At 58.1% G+C, this 14,243-nt stretch carries 25 protein-coding genes and 1 pseudogene; all 26 read right to left on the bottom strand.

Going from position 1 to position 14,243, the window contains the following annotated elements; genetic code table 11:
* Window positions 1–599: pseudogene (locus Q0R02_RS12520) on the bottom strand (DNA-directed RNA polymerase subunit alpha); the annotation flags it as partial.
* A 78-nt stretch (window positions 600–677) separates the two neighbouring features.
* Window positions 678–1,067 carry a 30S ribosomal protein S11 gene (rpsK, locus tag Q0R02_RS12515; RefSeq protein ID WP_121152690.1) on the bottom strand — a complete coding sequence of 130 codons (390 nt, stop codon included), beginning with the start codon at window positions 1,065–1,067 and terminating at the stop codon, window positions 678–680.
* 45 nt (window positions 1,068–1,112) lie between these two features.
* Entirely contained in the window at window positions 1,113–1,481 is a 369-nt protein-coding gene (gene rpsM, locus Q0R02_RS12510; protein ID WP_293883976.1) for a 30S ribosomal protein S13, read from the bottom strand.
* 175 nt (window positions 1,482–1,656) lie between these two features.
* Complete coding sequence (locus Q0R02_RS12505; protein WP_293883974.1) at window positions 1,657–1,869, bottom strand: DUF2945 domain-containing protein; 213 nt, start codon at window positions 1,867–1,869, stop codon at window positions 1,657–1,659.
* A gap of 211 nt (window positions 1,870–2,080) precedes the next feature.
* Window positions 2,081–3,436 carry an NADP-specific glutamate dehydrogenase gene (gdhA, locus tag Q0R02_RS12500; protein WP_293883972.1) on the bottom strand — a complete coding sequence of 452 codons (1,356 nt, stop codon included), beginning with the start codon at window positions 3,434–3,436 and terminating at the stop codon, window positions 2,081–2,083.
* Between the two features lie 113 nt (window positions 3,437–3,549).
* A complete protein-coding gene (locus Q0R02_RS12495) occupies window positions 3,550–4,212 on the bottom strand; it encodes an adenylate kinase (RefSeq protein WP_293883970.1) in 663 nt (220 codons plus the stop codon).
* Between the two features lie 27 nt (window positions 4,213–4,239).
* Window positions 4,240–5,604, bottom strand: coding sequence for a preprotein translocase subunit SecY (gene secY, locus Q0R02_RS12490; RefSeq protein WP_293883968.1), 1,365 nt, complete (start codon window positions 5,602–5,604; stop codon window positions 4,240–4,242).
* A gap of 169 nt (window positions 5,605–5,773) precedes the next feature.
* Window positions 5,774–6,292 (bottom strand): 50S ribosomal protein L15, encoded by a 519-nt coding sequence (gene rplO, locus Q0R02_RS12485; RefSeq protein ID WP_293883966.1) that lies wholly within the window; start codon window positions 6,290–6,292, stop codon window positions 5,774–5,776.
* A gap of 42 nt (window positions 6,293–6,334) precedes the next feature.
* Complete coding sequence (gene rpmD, locus Q0R02_RS12480) at window positions 6,335–6,511, bottom strand: 50S ribosomal protein L30 (RefSeq protein WP_293883965.1); 177 nt, start codon at window positions 6,509–6,511, stop codon at window positions 6,335–6,337.
* A 4-nt stretch (window positions 6,512–6,515) separates the two neighbouring features.
* On the bottom strand, window positions 6,516–7,265 hold the full coding sequence (gene rpsE / locus Q0R02_RS12475; protein ID WP_293883964.1) for a 30S ribosomal protein S5: 750 nt from the start codon (window positions 7,263–7,265) through the stop codon (window positions 6,516–6,518).
* On the bottom strand, window positions 7,266–7,619 hold the full coding sequence (rplR, locus tag Q0R02_RS12470) for a 50S ribosomal protein L18 (RefSeq protein WP_293883962.1): 354 nt from the start codon (window positions 7,617–7,619) through the stop codon (window positions 7,266–7,268).
* A complete protein-coding gene (gene rplF / locus Q0R02_RS12465; protein ID WP_293883961.1) occupies window positions 7,619–8,152 on the bottom strand; it encodes a 50S ribosomal protein L6 in 534 nt (177 codons plus the stop codon). The genes rplR and rplF overlap by 1 nt, the downstream gene beginning before the upstream one ends.
* On the bottom strand, window positions 8,152–8,547 hold the full coding sequence (rpsH, locus tag Q0R02_RS12460; protein WP_293883960.1) for a 30S ribosomal protein S8: 396 nt from the start codon (window positions 8,545–8,547) through the stop codon (window positions 8,152–8,154). Before rpsH ends, rplF begins: the two co-directional genes overlap by 1 nt.
* Before the next feature lie 10 nt (window positions 8,548–8,557).
* A complete protein-coding gene (gene rpsN / locus Q0R02_RS12455) occupies window positions 8,558–8,863 on the bottom strand; it encodes a 30S ribosomal protein S14 (RefSeq protein ID WP_293883959.1) in 306 nt (101 codons plus the stop codon).
* A 3-nt stretch (window positions 8,864–8,866) separates the two neighbouring features.
* On the bottom strand, window positions 8,867–9,460 hold the full coding sequence (rplE, locus tag Q0R02_RS12450; protein WP_293883957.1) for a 50S ribosomal protein L5: 594 nt from the start codon (window positions 9,458–9,460) through the stop codon (window positions 8,867–8,869).
* On the bottom strand, window positions 9,453–9,773 hold the full coding sequence (gene rplX / locus Q0R02_RS12445) for a 50S ribosomal protein L24 (RefSeq protein WP_121152703.1): 321 nt from the start codon (window positions 9,771–9,773) through the stop codon (window positions 9,453–9,455). The genes rplE and rplX overlap by 8 nt, the downstream gene beginning before the upstream one ends.
* Window positions 9,773–10,141, bottom strand: coding sequence for a 50S ribosomal protein L14 (gene rplN / locus Q0R02_RS12440; protein WP_121152704.1), 369 nt, complete (start codon window positions 10,139–10,141; stop codon window positions 9,773–9,775). Before rplN ends, rplX begins: the two co-directional genes overlap by 1 nt.
* A gap of 14 nt (window positions 10,142–10,155) precedes the next feature.
* The gene (gene rpsQ / locus Q0R02_RS12435) at window positions 10,156–10,422 is read right to left on the bottom strand and encodes a 30S ribosomal protein S17 (RefSeq protein WP_293883952.1); all 267 of its coding nucleotides are present in this window, start codon (window positions 10,420–10,422) and stop codon (window positions 10,156–10,158) included.
* Window positions 10,423–10,434: 12 nt separating this feature from the next.
* Window positions 10,435–10,638 carry a 50S ribosomal protein L29 gene (rpmC, locus tag Q0R02_RS12430; RefSeq protein WP_293883950.1) on the bottom strand — a complete coding sequence of 68 codons (204 nt, stop codon included), beginning with the start codon at window positions 10,636–10,638 and terminating at the stop codon, window positions 10,435–10,437.
* A gap of 1 nt (window position 10,639) precedes the next feature.
* Window positions 10,640–11,074, bottom strand: coding sequence for a 50S ribosomal protein L16 (gene rplP, locus Q0R02_RS12425; RefSeq protein WP_293883948.1), 435 nt, complete (start codon window positions 11,072–11,074; stop codon window positions 10,640–10,642).
* 10 nt (window positions 11,075–11,084) lie between these two features.
* The gene (gene rpsC, locus Q0R02_RS12420) at window positions 11,085–11,780 is read right to left on the bottom strand and encodes a 30S ribosomal protein S3 (protein ID WP_293883947.1); all 696 of its coding nucleotides are present in this window, start codon (window positions 11,778–11,780) and stop codon (window positions 11,085–11,087) included.
* Window position 11,781: 1 nt separating this feature from the next.
* The gene (gene rplV / locus Q0R02_RS12415; protein WP_293883945.1) at window positions 11,782–12,165 is read right to left on the bottom strand and encodes a 50S ribosomal protein L22; all 384 of its coding nucleotides are present in this window, start codon (window positions 12,163–12,165) and stop codon (window positions 11,782–11,784) included.
* Window positions 12,165–12,440, bottom strand: a complete 276-nt coding sequence (gene rpsS, locus Q0R02_RS12410; protein WP_121152710.1) for a 30S ribosomal protein S19 — start codon at window positions 12,438–12,440, stop codon at window positions 12,165–12,167. The genes rplV and rpsS overlap by 1 nt, the downstream gene beginning before the upstream one ends.
* Window positions 12,441–12,442: 2 nt before the next feature.
* A complete protein-coding gene (gene rplB / locus Q0R02_RS12405; protein WP_293883943.1) occupies window positions 12,443–13,279 on the bottom strand; it encodes a 50S ribosomal protein L2 in 837 nt (278 codons plus the stop codon).
* A gap of 3 nt (window positions 13,280–13,282) precedes the next feature.
* Complete coding sequence (locus Q0R02_RS12400) at window positions 13,283–13,621, bottom strand: 50S ribosomal protein L23 (RefSeq protein ID WP_293883941.1); 339 nt, start codon at window positions 13,619–13,621, stop codon at window positions 13,283–13,285.
* Window positions 13,614–14,243: a 50S ribosomal protein L4 gene (gene rplD, locus Q0R02_RS12395; RefSeq protein ID WP_293883939.1), complete on the bottom strand. Its 630-nt coding sequence runs from the start codon at window positions 14,241–14,243 to the stop codon at window positions 13,614–13,616. The genes Q0R02_RS12400 and rplD overlap by 8 nt, the downstream gene beginning before the upstream one ends.

Raw genomic sequence — 14,243 nt, 5'->3', positions numbered from 1 at the left:
TCGTAATCGAGTTCCTGCCCAACGCGGGTGTTCTCGACCTTATAAGCAACCTGCCGAACCGGTGAGTACAGGGCATCGACGGGCACGAGGCCGATCGGTGCATCGACCGGACGGTTAGCAGCAGCAGGGACATAACCCTTGCCGACGTCTGCCGTCAGTTCCATGTTGAGCGTCGCGCCCTCATCGAGATGGCAGATCAGAAGTTCGGGGTTCATGACCTCGATGTCCCCCGACATGGCGATCATCCCGGCTGTAACATCAGCAGGACCCGTTGCCGAAAGCTGCAGCCGCTTTGGCCCCTCACCCTGCATGCGCAGCGCGATCTGCTTAACGTTCAGGACGATATCGGTAACGTCTTCACGTACGCCAACCAGCGACGAGAATTCGTGCAGCACATTCTCGATCTTGATCGACGTGACTGCCGCGCCTTGCAATGACGAGAGCAGCACGCGACGCAGCGCATTGCCAAGCGTCAGGCCGAAGCCCCGCTCAAGCGGCTCGGCAACAAACACGCCCTTGCGCTTGCTGTCGCTGCCGCTCTTCTTCTCTAGCGAAGTCGGCTTCTTCAGTTCCTGCCAATTCTTGGAATTCACTGCCACGGTGTTCCCCTTGGGGTTGGGCGATGCGCTCGTCAGCGGATCAGCCGGAGTATCGAGTTCAGTTGCGTCGCGCAGCAATTAAACGCGACGACGCTTGGACGGACGGACGCCATTGTGCGGGATCGACGTCACATCGCGTATCGACGTGATGTTGAAACCCACGGCCTGCAAGGCCCGAAGTGCCGATTCACGACCCGAACCCGGGCCCTTCACTTCAACTTCAATCGTCCGCACACCATGTTCGGCAGCCTTCTTGCCGGCGTCTTCAGCCGCAACCTGTGCGGCATAAGGCGTGGATTTACGACTGCCCTTGAAACCCATCATGCCTGCGCTCGACCACGAAATGGCGTTGCCCTGGGCGTCGGTGATGGTGATCATTGTGTTATTAAAACTGGCGTTCACATGCGCGACGCCTGAGGTGATGTTTTTGCGTTCACGCCGTTTAATGCGCTGAGGTTCGCGTGCCATTTATCTGCTGTCCTATAAAAAAGCTGCTGCCGTGAAAGGCGCTGCTTATTTCTTTTTACCGGCGATCGGCTTTGCCTTGCCCTTGCGAGTGCGCGCATTGGTATGCGTGCGCTGACCACGAACCGGCAGGCCCTTGCGATGGCGAAGACCGCGATAGCAGGCCAAGTCCATGAGGCGCTTGATGTTCATCGACACCGAACGGCGAAGGTCGCCCTCGACGGTATAGCCCGCATCGATGGCTTCGCGGATTGACAGGACTTCCTGGTCGGTCAGGTCCTGAACGCGACGTGCTGGCTCGATGCCCAGCTTCTTCGTGATCTCGACAGCCTTGGTACGACCAATACCGTGAATATAGGTCAACGCGATTTCTACGCGCTTGTTGGTGGGGATATTTACCCCCGCAATACGTGCCATGTGTTCGTTTCTCCTCAGCTCCACGGGGTGGCTGGCAAGACACCCCATCTCTTCGCATCAAATCCGAAACGCCGAAATGCCGACGCGCGCAAAAAGCGCTCGCCGGTTGCCGGAAGGTTCGGAATGGCTCTCGCGTAGATGGACTGGGCAACCCTGTCAAGCGAGTCGAACGAGACTATACCTTCTTCAAACTCCCGGGCTTGTGCGCCGCAATGCCGCCCGATTTATCCGATTTCACAATATACTCAGGATTGTCTTTCGACGCGGCTACATCATGTCCTTTGATCTTGGTCGGGGTGGTTACTTTCTTGACGACTTTTCCGACCGAGTGACCGCCTGAACTGTCCCAGCCAACCTTGTCACCTTTTTTAAATGTTTTTTCCGTCAAGGTCGCATCCTCTCGTCATTCTCTGACCCAACAGACATCGCGATGCGAGGGTTCCCGCGCGAGACACGACGCCCCGGTCTTTTGACTGTTTGCTGACAGCGTATCGGCACCACCGCCCAATCCGCTTGGCGGCAGGCGGTGCGCATGTCATCGATCGTCGGAAGTCGAGACACCGGGCCGCTGCTATCACCCGGCGGTTCTGAGTTACCGGCTACACCACTCCATAGGCCAGCATGGCATCGGCAACCTTTTTGAAGCCGGCGATATTGGCGCCCTTCACATAGTCGCAATAGCCGGTCGCGTCGGTGCCATATTCGATGCAACGACTGTGGATACCCGCCATGATGTCGAGCAACAGCTTTTGCAGCTCCTCCTCTTTCCACGATATCCGCGCCGAGTTCTGGCTCATTTCCAGACCCGAAACCGCAACGCCACCCGCGTTTGCTGCCTTGCCCGGAGCAAACAGGATCTTCGCCTTTTTAAAAACATGCACCCCATCCAGATCGGTCGGCATATTCGCGCCTTCCGAAACCGCAAAACACCCATTGGCGATCAACATTTCGGCATCGGGTCCCAGCAGTTCGTTCTGCGTCGCGCAGGGCAGCGCGACATCACAGGGTACGCCCCACGGCGTCTTCCCCGCAGTAAAGCTGGCCCCGGTGAATTCGTCGCAATATTCGGAAATACGGCCGCGACGCTTGTTCTTCAGATCCTTGATCCAGTCGATCTTTTCCTGCGTCAGGCCGTCGGGATCATGGATAAACCCGGCACTGTCGCTGAGCGTCAGCACCTTGCCCCCGAGCTGCGTGACCTTTTCGGCAGCATGGGTCGCGACGTTGCCCGAACCCGAGATGACAGCCGTCTTGCCCTCCAACGTCATGCCCTTGGTCGCCAGCATGTTCTGCAGGAAATAGACTGCTCCATAGCCAGTCGCCTCGGTACGGATCAGCGAGCCGCCATATTCCAGCCCTTTGCCAGTCAGCACGCCGGTAAATTCACCGGTGATCCGTTTGTATTGGCCGAACATATACCCGATCTCACGACCGCCCACGCCGATGTCGCCCGCTGGGACGTCAATATCTGCGCCGATGTGACGATAAAGCTCGGTCATCAGCGACTGGCAGAATCGCATGACCTCGCCATCGGACTTGCCCTTCGGATTGAAATTCGATCCGCCCTTGCCCCCGCCCATCGGCAGTCCGGTCAGCGCATTCTTGAAGGTTTGCTCGAACGCCAGGAATTTCAGGACGCTTTCGGTCACGCTCGGGTGAAAGCGGATGCCGCCCTTATAGGGTCCGATCGAGTTGTTGTTCTGGATGCGCCAGCCACGTTGGACGCGGATGTTGCCCTTGTCATCCTGCCAGCAGACGCGGAACGAGATCACGCGGTCGGGCTCAGCAATGCGGCGCAGGATCTGCGCGCTATGGTACTGTTCCTTGTCCGCCATAAAGTCGAAGATATCTTCGGCCACTTCGGTCACGGCCTGGACGAACTCGGGCTGGCCAGGATTGCGCTTTTTTACGCCTCCGACAAAAGTTTCAAGATCGACGTGATCGACAACGGCCATTTCATTCCCCCCTCTGGTGGTTTTGAAGAATGGACCCGTCAGTGCCGCCCTCATTGGAGTCGGGGCGGCGTCGGCGCGGACGTTAGCAGGAATTCTGCCAGCGTGAAGGGGACTCAGCCGGTTGTTTTCGCCGATCCCAGAATCGCCTCGATCGCGTTGCTCACGACTGCTATGTCCGCCATCCCGTCGATCTTGTGCAGCAATCCGCGCGCCTCGTAGATCGGCAGGATCGGCGCTGTCTTAGCGCGATATTCGGCCATACGCGTTCGAACCGTCTCGGCATTGTCATCCGGGCGGCGACTGAACTCGGTCGATCCGCAAACGTCGCAGACACTGGACACTTCGGGCAATTTATAACGATCGTGGTAACCGGCACCGCATTTGGCACACGTAAAGCGCCCAGTAATTCGATCAATCAGCGCATCTTCGTCAACGGCCAGTTCGATGACGGCATCCAGCTTGCGCCCACGCGCAGTCAGCAGGGCATCGAGCGAGATCGCTTGAGCGGCCGTCCGTGGGTAGCCGTCAAAGATTGCTCCTTGCGTCGCGGGCATCGCATCCAGCTTGTCGCCAATCAGGCCATCGACAATCTCGTCGGACACCAGGCCGCCGGCTGCCATGACGGCCGCAGCTTTCAGTCCCATCGGCGTGCCGGCGTCGCGTGCAGCGCGCAGCATATCGCCGGTGGAAAGCTGAATCATATCCCGCTCATCGACCAGACGCGTTGCCTGCGTCCCCTTCCCCGCTCCCGGCGGTCCAAGCAGGATAATATTCACAAGCTTCGTCTCCCCTTAAGCGCGCCGTTATCGGGTCCGCGCACCCTTCAGCTTGGCCTTTTTTATCAAGTCGCCATATTGATGCGCCAGCAAATGACTCTGGATCTGCGTCACCGTGTCCATCGTCACATTCACAACGATCAATAGGCTAGTACCGCCGAGCGCGAGCGAAATGCCCATGCGCAATGTCAGAAACTCCGGAACCAGGCAGATCAGTGTCAGATAGGCCGCGCCGATCACCGTGATGCGCGTCAACACATAATCAAGATAGACCTCAGTATTTTTGCCAGGACGAATGCCCGGGATAAAGCCACCATAGCGCTTCAGATTATCGGCTGTTTCTTCCGGATTGAAAACCACAGCAGTATAGAAAAAGCTGAAGAAGACGATGCCGGCTGCATAGAGCGAAATATAGAGCGGCGACCCGTGCTGAAGAGCACTCGTCATCGTCAGGACGAAATCGCCCCATTTGCTTTCCCCTGCGACGCGCTGTCCGGCAAATTGGACAATCGTCAGCGGCATCAACAGCAGCGATGAGGCGAAAATCGGCGGGATGACGCCAGCGGTGTTGATCTTCAATGGCAGATGCGACTTGTCGGCCTGCATCATGCCACGCGCTGTCTGTCGCTTGGGATATTGTATCAACACCCTTCGTTGCGCACGCTCCATAAAGCAGATAAAAGCAACTAGCGCGACGACAAGCACAAGGATGATCAGGATCGAAACTGGCGACATCGAACCGCTGCGCGCGCCTTCGAACAGATTGACGATGGCGCGTGGTAATTGGGAAACGATGCCCGCCATGATAATCAGCGAGACGCCGTTGCCGATACCACGACTTGTGATCTGTTCACCCAGCCACATCAGGAACATAGTGCCGCCAACCAGCGATATGACGCAGGTGATGCGAAACAGCATGCCAGGCTGGACCACTGCCGAAAGACCCGCAGACGCACCCCAGCTTTCAAGCCCGACCGCGATAAAATAGCCCTGGATCGCAGTCAGGAAGACCGTGCCGTAGCGCGTGTACTGATTCAGCTTCTTGCGCCCGCTTTCACCCTCTTTCTTGATGGCTGCCAGCGTCGGCGACAGCGAGGTCGAAAGCTGCACGACAATCGAGGCCGTGATGTAGGGCATTACACCCAGCGCAATGAGACTCATGCGCTCAAGCGAACCGCCTGAAAAGGTGTTAAAAAAGTCGAGAACGCCACCCTGTGTGGTCTGGTACAATTGGGCCAGCGCGCGAGGATCGACGCCGGGCAGCGGCACATGGCTCAACAGACGGAAAACGATGAGCGCGCCTATGGTGAACCACAGGCGCTTGCGCAGATCGGTCGCCTGCGCGAACTTCGACAGGCCAGAGTTCGATAATGAAGCGGCGGAGGATGCCATTGCGATGATTCGTCCCGGGTGAGAGCGTGGGAACGCCCTGTCAGCGCCTCATATAAGGAGTGAATGCGGGTTGTCACGCCCGCACTCCATAACATCTAAAAGCCGCACCGGCCGCGTTCGGTCTTCCCCACTATAGAAAAAAACGACCCGTTCAGCCCGGCCAGATGTTTTAGTTCTTGCGCAACTTTACGGTGTTCTTCTTCGCCTTAGCCTTGTCGGCCGCAGAGACTAGCTCGATCACTTCAACCGAACCACCAGCAGCCTCGACTGCCTCGCGGGCACCCTTAGAGACACCGGCAACCTTGAACGACAACTTGGTCGAGAATTCGCCTTTACCCAGCAAACGCACGCCATCCTTGCCGCCACGTGCAAGACCAACGGCCTTGAGCGCTTCGTGATCGATGACCGCCGACACGTCTAGCTTGTTCGCATCGACGAGCTTCTGAATCATGCCGAGGTTAACCTCTGCACAATCGCGGGCAAAGATGTTGTTGAAACCGCGCTTTGGCAACCGCATGTGGAGCGGCATCTGACCACCCTCAAAGCCGTTGATCGACACACCTGAACGGCTGGTCTGACCCTTTTGGCCGCGTCCGGCGGTCTTGCCCTTGCCCGAACCGATACCGCGTCCTACGCGCATCCGGCCCTTGCGAGCACCGTCATTATCTCTGATTTCGTTAAGTTTCATTGCACTCGCTTTCGCTTTTGTCGCGCTGATAGATTGAGCGGTTTAGCCCTGCACTTCGACCAGATGCCGCACTGCGCGGATCATTCCCTGGACCTCGGGGCTGTCCTCCAGCTCCGATACCTTGTGCATCTTGTTGAGGCCCAGCCCAATCAGCGTAGCACGCTGATTGGCGGTCCGGCGGATGGGCGAACCCGTCTGCTTGATCTTGATGGTTGCCATGATTTTACTCCGTCACCAACGCAGCATCGGCTTCCGCCGTCTGCGAACCACCACGACCAAGAAGATCGACGATCTTCTTGCCACGACGCTGTGCAACCGACTTTGGCGACGTCTGTTCGCCTAACGCCTCAAACGTTGCGCGGATCATGTTGTACGGGTTCGACGTGCCCACCGACTTGGTTACGACGTCAGCCACGCCGAGCGATTCGAAAATGGCGCGCATCGGGCCACCGGCGATGATACCAGTTCCCTGCGGTGCCGAGCGCAGCGTCACGCGACCGGCACCGAAGTGGCCATTGCCGTCATGATGCAAAGTACGACCCTCACGCAGGGGAACGCGGATCATTTTCTTTTTCGCAGCCGCAGTCGCCTTGGAAATGGCCTCAGGCACTTCGCGCGCCTTACCGTGCCCAAAGCCTGCACGTCCCTTGCCATCGCCGACCACGACCAGCGCTGCAAATCCAAAGCGTTTACCGCCTTTGACCGTTTTTGAGACGCGATTAATATGAACCAGCTTCTCGATCAGTTCTTCGCCGCCATCGTCCGCGCCGCCACGATTATTGTCGCGACGTCCACGATTGTTGCCGTCGCGCCCGCCACGGTTGTTACCGCCGCCAGGACCGCTGCGATTACCGCCGGGACCACCACGACCAGGACCGCCGCCTGGGCCGCCACGTCCGCGAGGAGCTTCGGTCGGCGCCGGAGCACCTGCGTCGGCAGCTGGTGCAGCCTGAATTTCGTTTTCGTCAGCCATTTAGAATTCCAATCCGCCTTCGCGTGCACCTTCGGCGAGCGCTTTCACGCGGCCATGGAACAGGAAACCACCACGATCGAAAACAACGTGCGTCACGCCCGCTGCCTTTGCGCGCTCGGCAACCGTCTTGCCGACCGCCGTTGCCGCGTCGATCGTCGCGCCTGTAGAGGCACGCGCGTCTTTTTCGAGGCTCGATGCCGCAGCGACCGTGGTCCCCGCGTTGTCGTCGATGATCTGCGCATAGATATGGCGACCCGAGCGATGGATCGACAAACGCGGGCGCAAACTGCCCTTCGCGCGCAGCTTGGTGCGAACGCGCTGACGGCGTTTCGCGAAAAGTGACAGCTTTGCCATTACTTCTTCTTACCTTCTTTGCGGAAGATATACTCGCCGCGATATTTGATGCCCTTGCCCTTGTAAGGCTCCGGCTTGCGCCAGCGGCGGATCTCAGCAGCCAGTTGCCCGACCTTCTGCTTATCGATGCCGGTGATGTGGATCGTCGTCTGGTCTGGCGTCTTCACGTCCAGGTCCGAAGGCACGTCGATATCCACATCATGCGAATAACCAAGCTGCAATTTCAGCTTTGCGCCCTGCGAACTCGCACGATAACCGACGCCAGTGATTTCCAGTGTCTTGGTAAAACCATCAGTCACGCCGGTGACCAGGTTCTGGACCAGCGTCCGCTGCATGCCCCAAAAAGAGCGAGCGCGCTTCGTGGCGTTGGCTGGCTTAACCGAAATGGTGCCATCCTCGACCGCGTAAGTCACGTCGTCTGCTAGCGACAGCGTCAGCGTGCCTTTCGGACCCTTGACCGAAAGCAGCCCGCCATCGATCGAGGCGGTGACGCCGGCCGGAACCGGAACGGCCTTTTTACCGATGCGGCTCATCAGAATACCTCCGCAAGGATTTCGCCGCCGACATTATGCTCCCGTGCTTCCGCATCGGAAAGCACGCCGCGTGGCGTCGAGACTATAGTGATACCGAGACCGTTGCGGACCCGGGGAAGTTCCTTCGACCCCGAATACACGCGACGACCCGGCTTCGACACACGCGCCACGTGGCGGATCGCTGGCTGGCCCTCGAAATATTTGAGCTCGATGCGAATGCCACCATGCCCGGCAAGCTCTTCTTCCGAATAGCCGCGGATATAGCCTTCACGCTGAAGCACGTCGAGCACGCGCGTTCGGAGCTTCGACGCCGGGCTCATCACTGAGTCCTTGCGCGCCTGCTGCCCGTTGCGGATGCGGGTGAGCATATCACCCAGGGGATCGGTCAATGACATATCTTAACCCTTACCAGCTCGACTTCGTAACACCGGGGATCAGGCCCTTATTGGCCAGATCACGCAGCTGAATACGACAGAGGCGGAATTTGCGATAATAGGCGCGGGGGCGGCCGGTGATTTCGCACCGGTTCCGAACCCGCGTCGGATTGGCGTTGCGCGGCAGAGCCGACATCTTCAGGCGCGCCATCAGGCGATCACCGTCTTCCGCGTTCTTATCGTCAGCGATGGCACGAAGCGCTGCAAACTTGGGAGCGTATTGCTTCACCATCGCCTTGCGCTTCTCGTTCTTGTTGATCGAACTTTTCTTTGCCATGATTTATGCCGCCTTCTTTTCTGCAGCCGCTTCTTCAATCGGGAACGGAAAGCCGAACAGACGAAGCAACTCGCGCGCTTCTTCATCGGTCGTCGCCGTTGTCGCCACGATTACATCCATTCCGCGAATCGTATCGACCCGATCGTAGGAGATTTCGGGGAAGATCAACTGCTCCTTGATACCGCAGGCATAATTGCCACGGCCATCGAAGCTCTTGTCATTCAGGCCACGAAAGTCGCGTACGCGAGGAAGCGCGATAGTGATAAAGCGGTCCAGAAACTCATACATCCGGTCGCGACGCAAGGTAACCTTGCAGCCGATTGGCATGCCTTCGCGCAGCTTGAACTGAGCAACCGACTTCTTGGCCTTGGTCACGACGGGCTTCTGGCCTGCGATCAATTCCATTTCGCCGGCGGCCTGGTCGACCTTCTTCTTGTCCTGCGTCGCATCGCCGACACCCATGTTGAGCACGATCTTCACCAGACGTGGGACCTGCATCGTATTGGTATAACCGAACTTCTCGGTCATCGCCTTGACAATGCGCTCGTCATAAATGCCCTGCATGCGGGGCTTGCTGCGTTCAGCTGCCTTAACCATTGATCGTCTCCCCGGAGCGTACTGCTACCCGGACTTTCTTGCCGTCCTGAATTTCAAAACGAACGCGCGTGGGCTTGCCCGTCTTCGGGTCTTCGAGCGCGACCTTCGAAACATGCATCGGTGCTTCGAACCGGTCGAGACCGCCCTGCGGGTTCTCCTGGCTCGCCTTGCGATGACGCGTTGCGATGTTCACGCCCGACACGACGACCTTGCCGTCCTTTGGGAACGATTTGGTCACTTCACCATGTTTGCCCTTGTCCTTGCCGGACAGAACCACCACTTTGTCGCCTTTTTTAATCTTCAGCGCCGACATTACAGCACCTCCGGAGCGAGCGAGATAATCTTCATGTAATTCTTGGCGCGCAACTCACGACAGACTGGCCCAAAGATACGTGTGCCGATCGGCTCCTCGTTCTTGTTCACCAGCACTGCAGCATTGCCGTCAAAGCGAATCGTCGAGCCATCAGCGCGATGGATGTCCTTGGCCGTGCGAACGATGACCGCACGATGCACATCACCCTTCTTCACTTTGCCACGGGGAGCGGCTTCCTTGATGGAAACGACGATCACATCGCCGACACCGGCAAAGCGACGCTTCGACCCACCGAGGACCTTGATGCACTGCACGCGCTTGGCGCCAGAGTTATCGGCTACGTCCAGGTTGGACTGCATTTGAATCATGGTTCAGTCCTTCCTTACGCGTTGTCTTCAACGCCGGTATCGGCAACGCCGCTACCGTCGATCACGATCCAGGTCTTCAGCTTCGACAGCGGCTTGCACTCTTCGATGCGCACGATCTGGCCAAGCTTGAAAACATTGCCCTCGTCATGGGCATGGTATTTTTTGGTGCGACGAATGATCTTGCCGTACAGAGGGTGCTTAACCTTCCGCTCGACATTGACCACCACCGTCTTGTCTCCCTTGTCGGAAACGATGACACCGGTGAGAACGCGCTTTGGCATCTCTAGTCTTCCTTACTTCGCTTCAGCCGCGACACGCGCGGTCTGAAGCGTCTTGATCTGTGCGATCGTGCGGCGGACTTCGCGCACCCGCGAAGGTTTTTCGAGCTGGTTGGTCGCAGCCTGAAAACGGAGGTTGAACGCCTCGCGCTTCAGCTCGCCCAGTTGCGACGACAGCTCATCGCTGGTCTTCGCAGTCAAGTCGGCAATCTTGGCCATTTTATTTGGCTCCCAAGTGAGAGAAGTCACCCAGGCGGGCAACGACCTTGGTCTTGATCGGCAGCTTTTCCATCGCGCGGCTAAACGCAATCGCCGCAATCGGGCCTGGAACACCGTCCAGTTCGAACAAAATCCGACCCGGCTTCACACGAGCGGCCCAATACTCCGGCGAGCCCTTGCCCTTGCCCATGCGAACTTCGGCAGGCTTTGCCGAAACTGGCACATCGGGAAAAATGCGGATCCACAAACGACCCTGACGCTTGATGTGGCGCGTGATCGCGCGGCGCGCCGCTTCAATCTGGCGAGCGGTCAAACGATCTGGCTCCATTGCCTTCAGCCCATAAGAGCCAAAGTTCAGGTCTGTGCCGCCCTTTGCGTCGCCCTTGATACGACCCTTGAAGGCTTTGCGGAATTTAGTGCGTTTTGGTTGAAGCATCTATCTGTCCTCAACGAGCCGGACGGACGCCGGAAGTTTGCGCTTCCATCATCAGCCGTTCTTGCGAAAGTGGATCGTGACCCAGGATCTCGCCCTTGAAAATCCACACCTTCACGCCGCACACGCCATAGGCGGTATGTGCTTCATGCTCGGCATAATCGACATGGGCGCGCAGCGTGTGCAGCGGAACCCGACCCTCACGATACCATTCGGTCCGTGCGATTTCGGCCCCACCCAGACGACCCGCGCAGGTGATCCGGATGCCCTCAGCACCAAGACGCAGCGCCGATTGAACGGCACGCTTCATGGCACGACGGAATGCGATACGACGCTCCAGCTGATCGGCAACGCCCTGCGCGACGAGCTTGGCGTCGATTTCGGGCTTGCGGATCTCGACGATGTTCAGCGACACGTCGGAAGAAGTCATCTTGCTGATCGTCTGACGCAGCCTTTCGATGTCCGCACCCTTTTTGCCGATGATGACGCCGGGGCGCGCAGCATAGACCGAGATGCGGCAAAGCTTGGCAGGACGCTCGATGACAACCTTCGATATCGCGGCCTGTGGCAGCGACTTGAAGATGTGCATACGAATTCGGAGGTCTTCCAGTAGCAACCGACCATAGTCGTTACCCTCGGCGTACCAACGGCTGTCCCATGTGCGGTTGATCTGAAGCCGAAGCCCGATCGGATTTGATTTCTGACCCATGTTAGGCTTCCACTTCCTGCACTTCGCGTACCACGACACGAAGACGGCTGAACGGCTTGACGATCTGCGTCGAACGACCGCGTGCGCGGGTTGCGAAACGCTTCATCGACAGTCCCTTGCCGACACTGGCTTCGACAACGACGAGCGCATCGACATCCAGGTTATGGTTGTTCTCGGCGTTGGCGATAGCCGATGCCAGGCACTTGCGAACATCGATCGCCATGCCCTTGGTCGAGAACTTCAGGATGTTCATCGCATCGCCGGCCTTGCGACCGCGGATGAGGGTTGCAACCAGACCAAGTTTCTGGGCCGAACCGCGGATCGCGGTCGAAGTTGCCAGCGCTTCATTATCGGCGACGCGGCGTGAGTTGACGGACTTCGACATCAGCGCTTGCCCTTCTTGTCCGCAGCATGACCGGGAAAATAGCGCGTGGGAGCGAACTCGCCGAGCTTCATGCCGACCATATCTTCGTTCACCGATACGGGAACGAATTTACGACCGTTGTAGACGCTGAACGTCAGACCGACGAACTGCGGCAGAATCGTCGAACGACGCGACCAGGTCTTGATCGGAGCGCGGGCGTTCGTATCCTGCGCGGTTTCTGCTTTTTTCAGCAGATGCAGGTCAACGAACGGACCTTTCCAGACGGAACGGGCCATGACTACCTCTTCTTCTTGGCGTGACGCGACCGGATGATCATCTTGTCGGTCGATTTATTCGAACGGGTACGGGCACCCTTGGTCGGCTTGCCCCATGGCGTCACTGGGTGACGACCACCGGAGGTCCGGCCTTCACCACCGCCGTGCGGATGGTCGACCGGGTTCTTTGCGACACCGCGTGTCAGCGGGCGGATACCCTTCCAGCGATTGCGACCAGCCTTGGCGAGGTTCGTGTTCGCGTTATCCGGATTGGATACCGCGCCCACCGTCGCCATGCACGTGCCGTGAATGTAACGCTGCTCACCCGAATTCAGGCGAACGATCACCATGCCACGATCGCGACCGACAACCTGCACATAGGTGCCTGCCGAACGAGAGATTTGACCGCCCTTGCCTGGCTTCATTTCCACGTTGTGGACGATTGTGCCGACCGGAACCGATGACAGTTCCATCGCATTGCCCGGCTTAACGTCGGTTTTCTTGGCTGCGATGATCTTGTCACCGACCGCCAGACGCTGCGGTGCGATAATGTAGTTCTGCTCGCCGTCGGGATAATTGATGAGAGCGATGAACGCGGTGCGGTTCGGGTCGTATTCGAGCCGCTCGACCGTGCCTTCAGTGTCCCATTTGCGACGCTTGAAGTCGATGAAGCGATAGCTCTGCTTGTGACCGCCCGCGATACCGCGCGACGTCACATGACCCTTGTTGTTGCGACCACCGGTCTTGTGCTTACCTTCGGTAAGCATCTTGACGGGCTTGCCCTTCCACAGCGACGACTTGTCGACGAGGATGAGTCCGCGTCGAGCCGGGCTGGTCGGGTTATAATGCTTAAGTGCCATGGCTTAAATTCCCGTGGTCACGTCGATTGACTGGCCAGCGGCCAGCGTCACGATTGCCTTTTTGAAATCCGAGCGGGTGTAGGGCGTGCCCTTCCACTTCTTAATCTTGCCCTTCTGGACGATGGTATTCACCTTCATCACAGTGACAGCAAACAGCGCCTCGACCGCAGCCTTGATCTGCGGCTTGGTGGCATCGTTCGCAACCTTGAAAACAACCGCGTTGTATTCGCTCATCATCGTCGATTTCTCGGTGATGTACGGGGCCACGACTACGTCGTAGTGACGTATCTCGACGCCAGCGCCCGCTTTGACGGGCTTAACAGCCCGACCAAACTTAGCCATTGAACCGCGCCTCCAGCTTTTCGACTGCCGCGCGGGTCAGGACCAGCGTTTCAGCTTTCAGAATGTCGTAAACGTTCGCGCCCACTGCGGGCATGACATTGATCGTGTGGATATTGCCGCATGCGAGCGCAAAGCTCGTGTCGACGACATCACCGTCAATCACCAAAGTGGTCTTGCCGAAGCCCAAGTTCGCCAGATTGGCAAACAGGTTCCTGGTCTTGCCATTCTCGACAGCCAGATTGTCCATGACGATCAGAGTGCCATCCTTGATCTTTGACGACAGCGCCATTTTCAAGCCCATCGCGCGGATTTTCTTGTTGAGCGATGGATTGAAGTCACGCACACGTGCACCATGCGCTTTACCACCACCGATGAAAGTTGGTGCGCGACGGTTACCGTGACGGGCAGTACCTCCACCCTTCTGGTTACCGAACTTCTTGCCGGTCCGCGCGACATCGGAACGCTCGCGCGTGCCACGAGCGGTGGCACGACGCTTCTCGAGCTGCCAGACGACAACGCGGTGAAGAATGTCGGCGCGTGGCTCAAGGCCAAAGACGTCCTCGTTCAATTCAACGTCGGAGGTCGACTTGGCGCCGTCGAGAGTCTGAACTTGCAGTTTCAT

Origin of the sequence: Sphingomonas sp. (assembly GCF_025353885.1) — a bacterium.
Lineage (GTDB): Bacteria > Pseudomonadota > Alphaproteobacteria > Sphingomonadales > Sphingomonadaceae > Sphingomonas_O.
The sequence above is the reverse complement of the archived record's forward strand: the minus strand, read 5'-3'. Positions and strand labels throughout refer to the sequence as shown.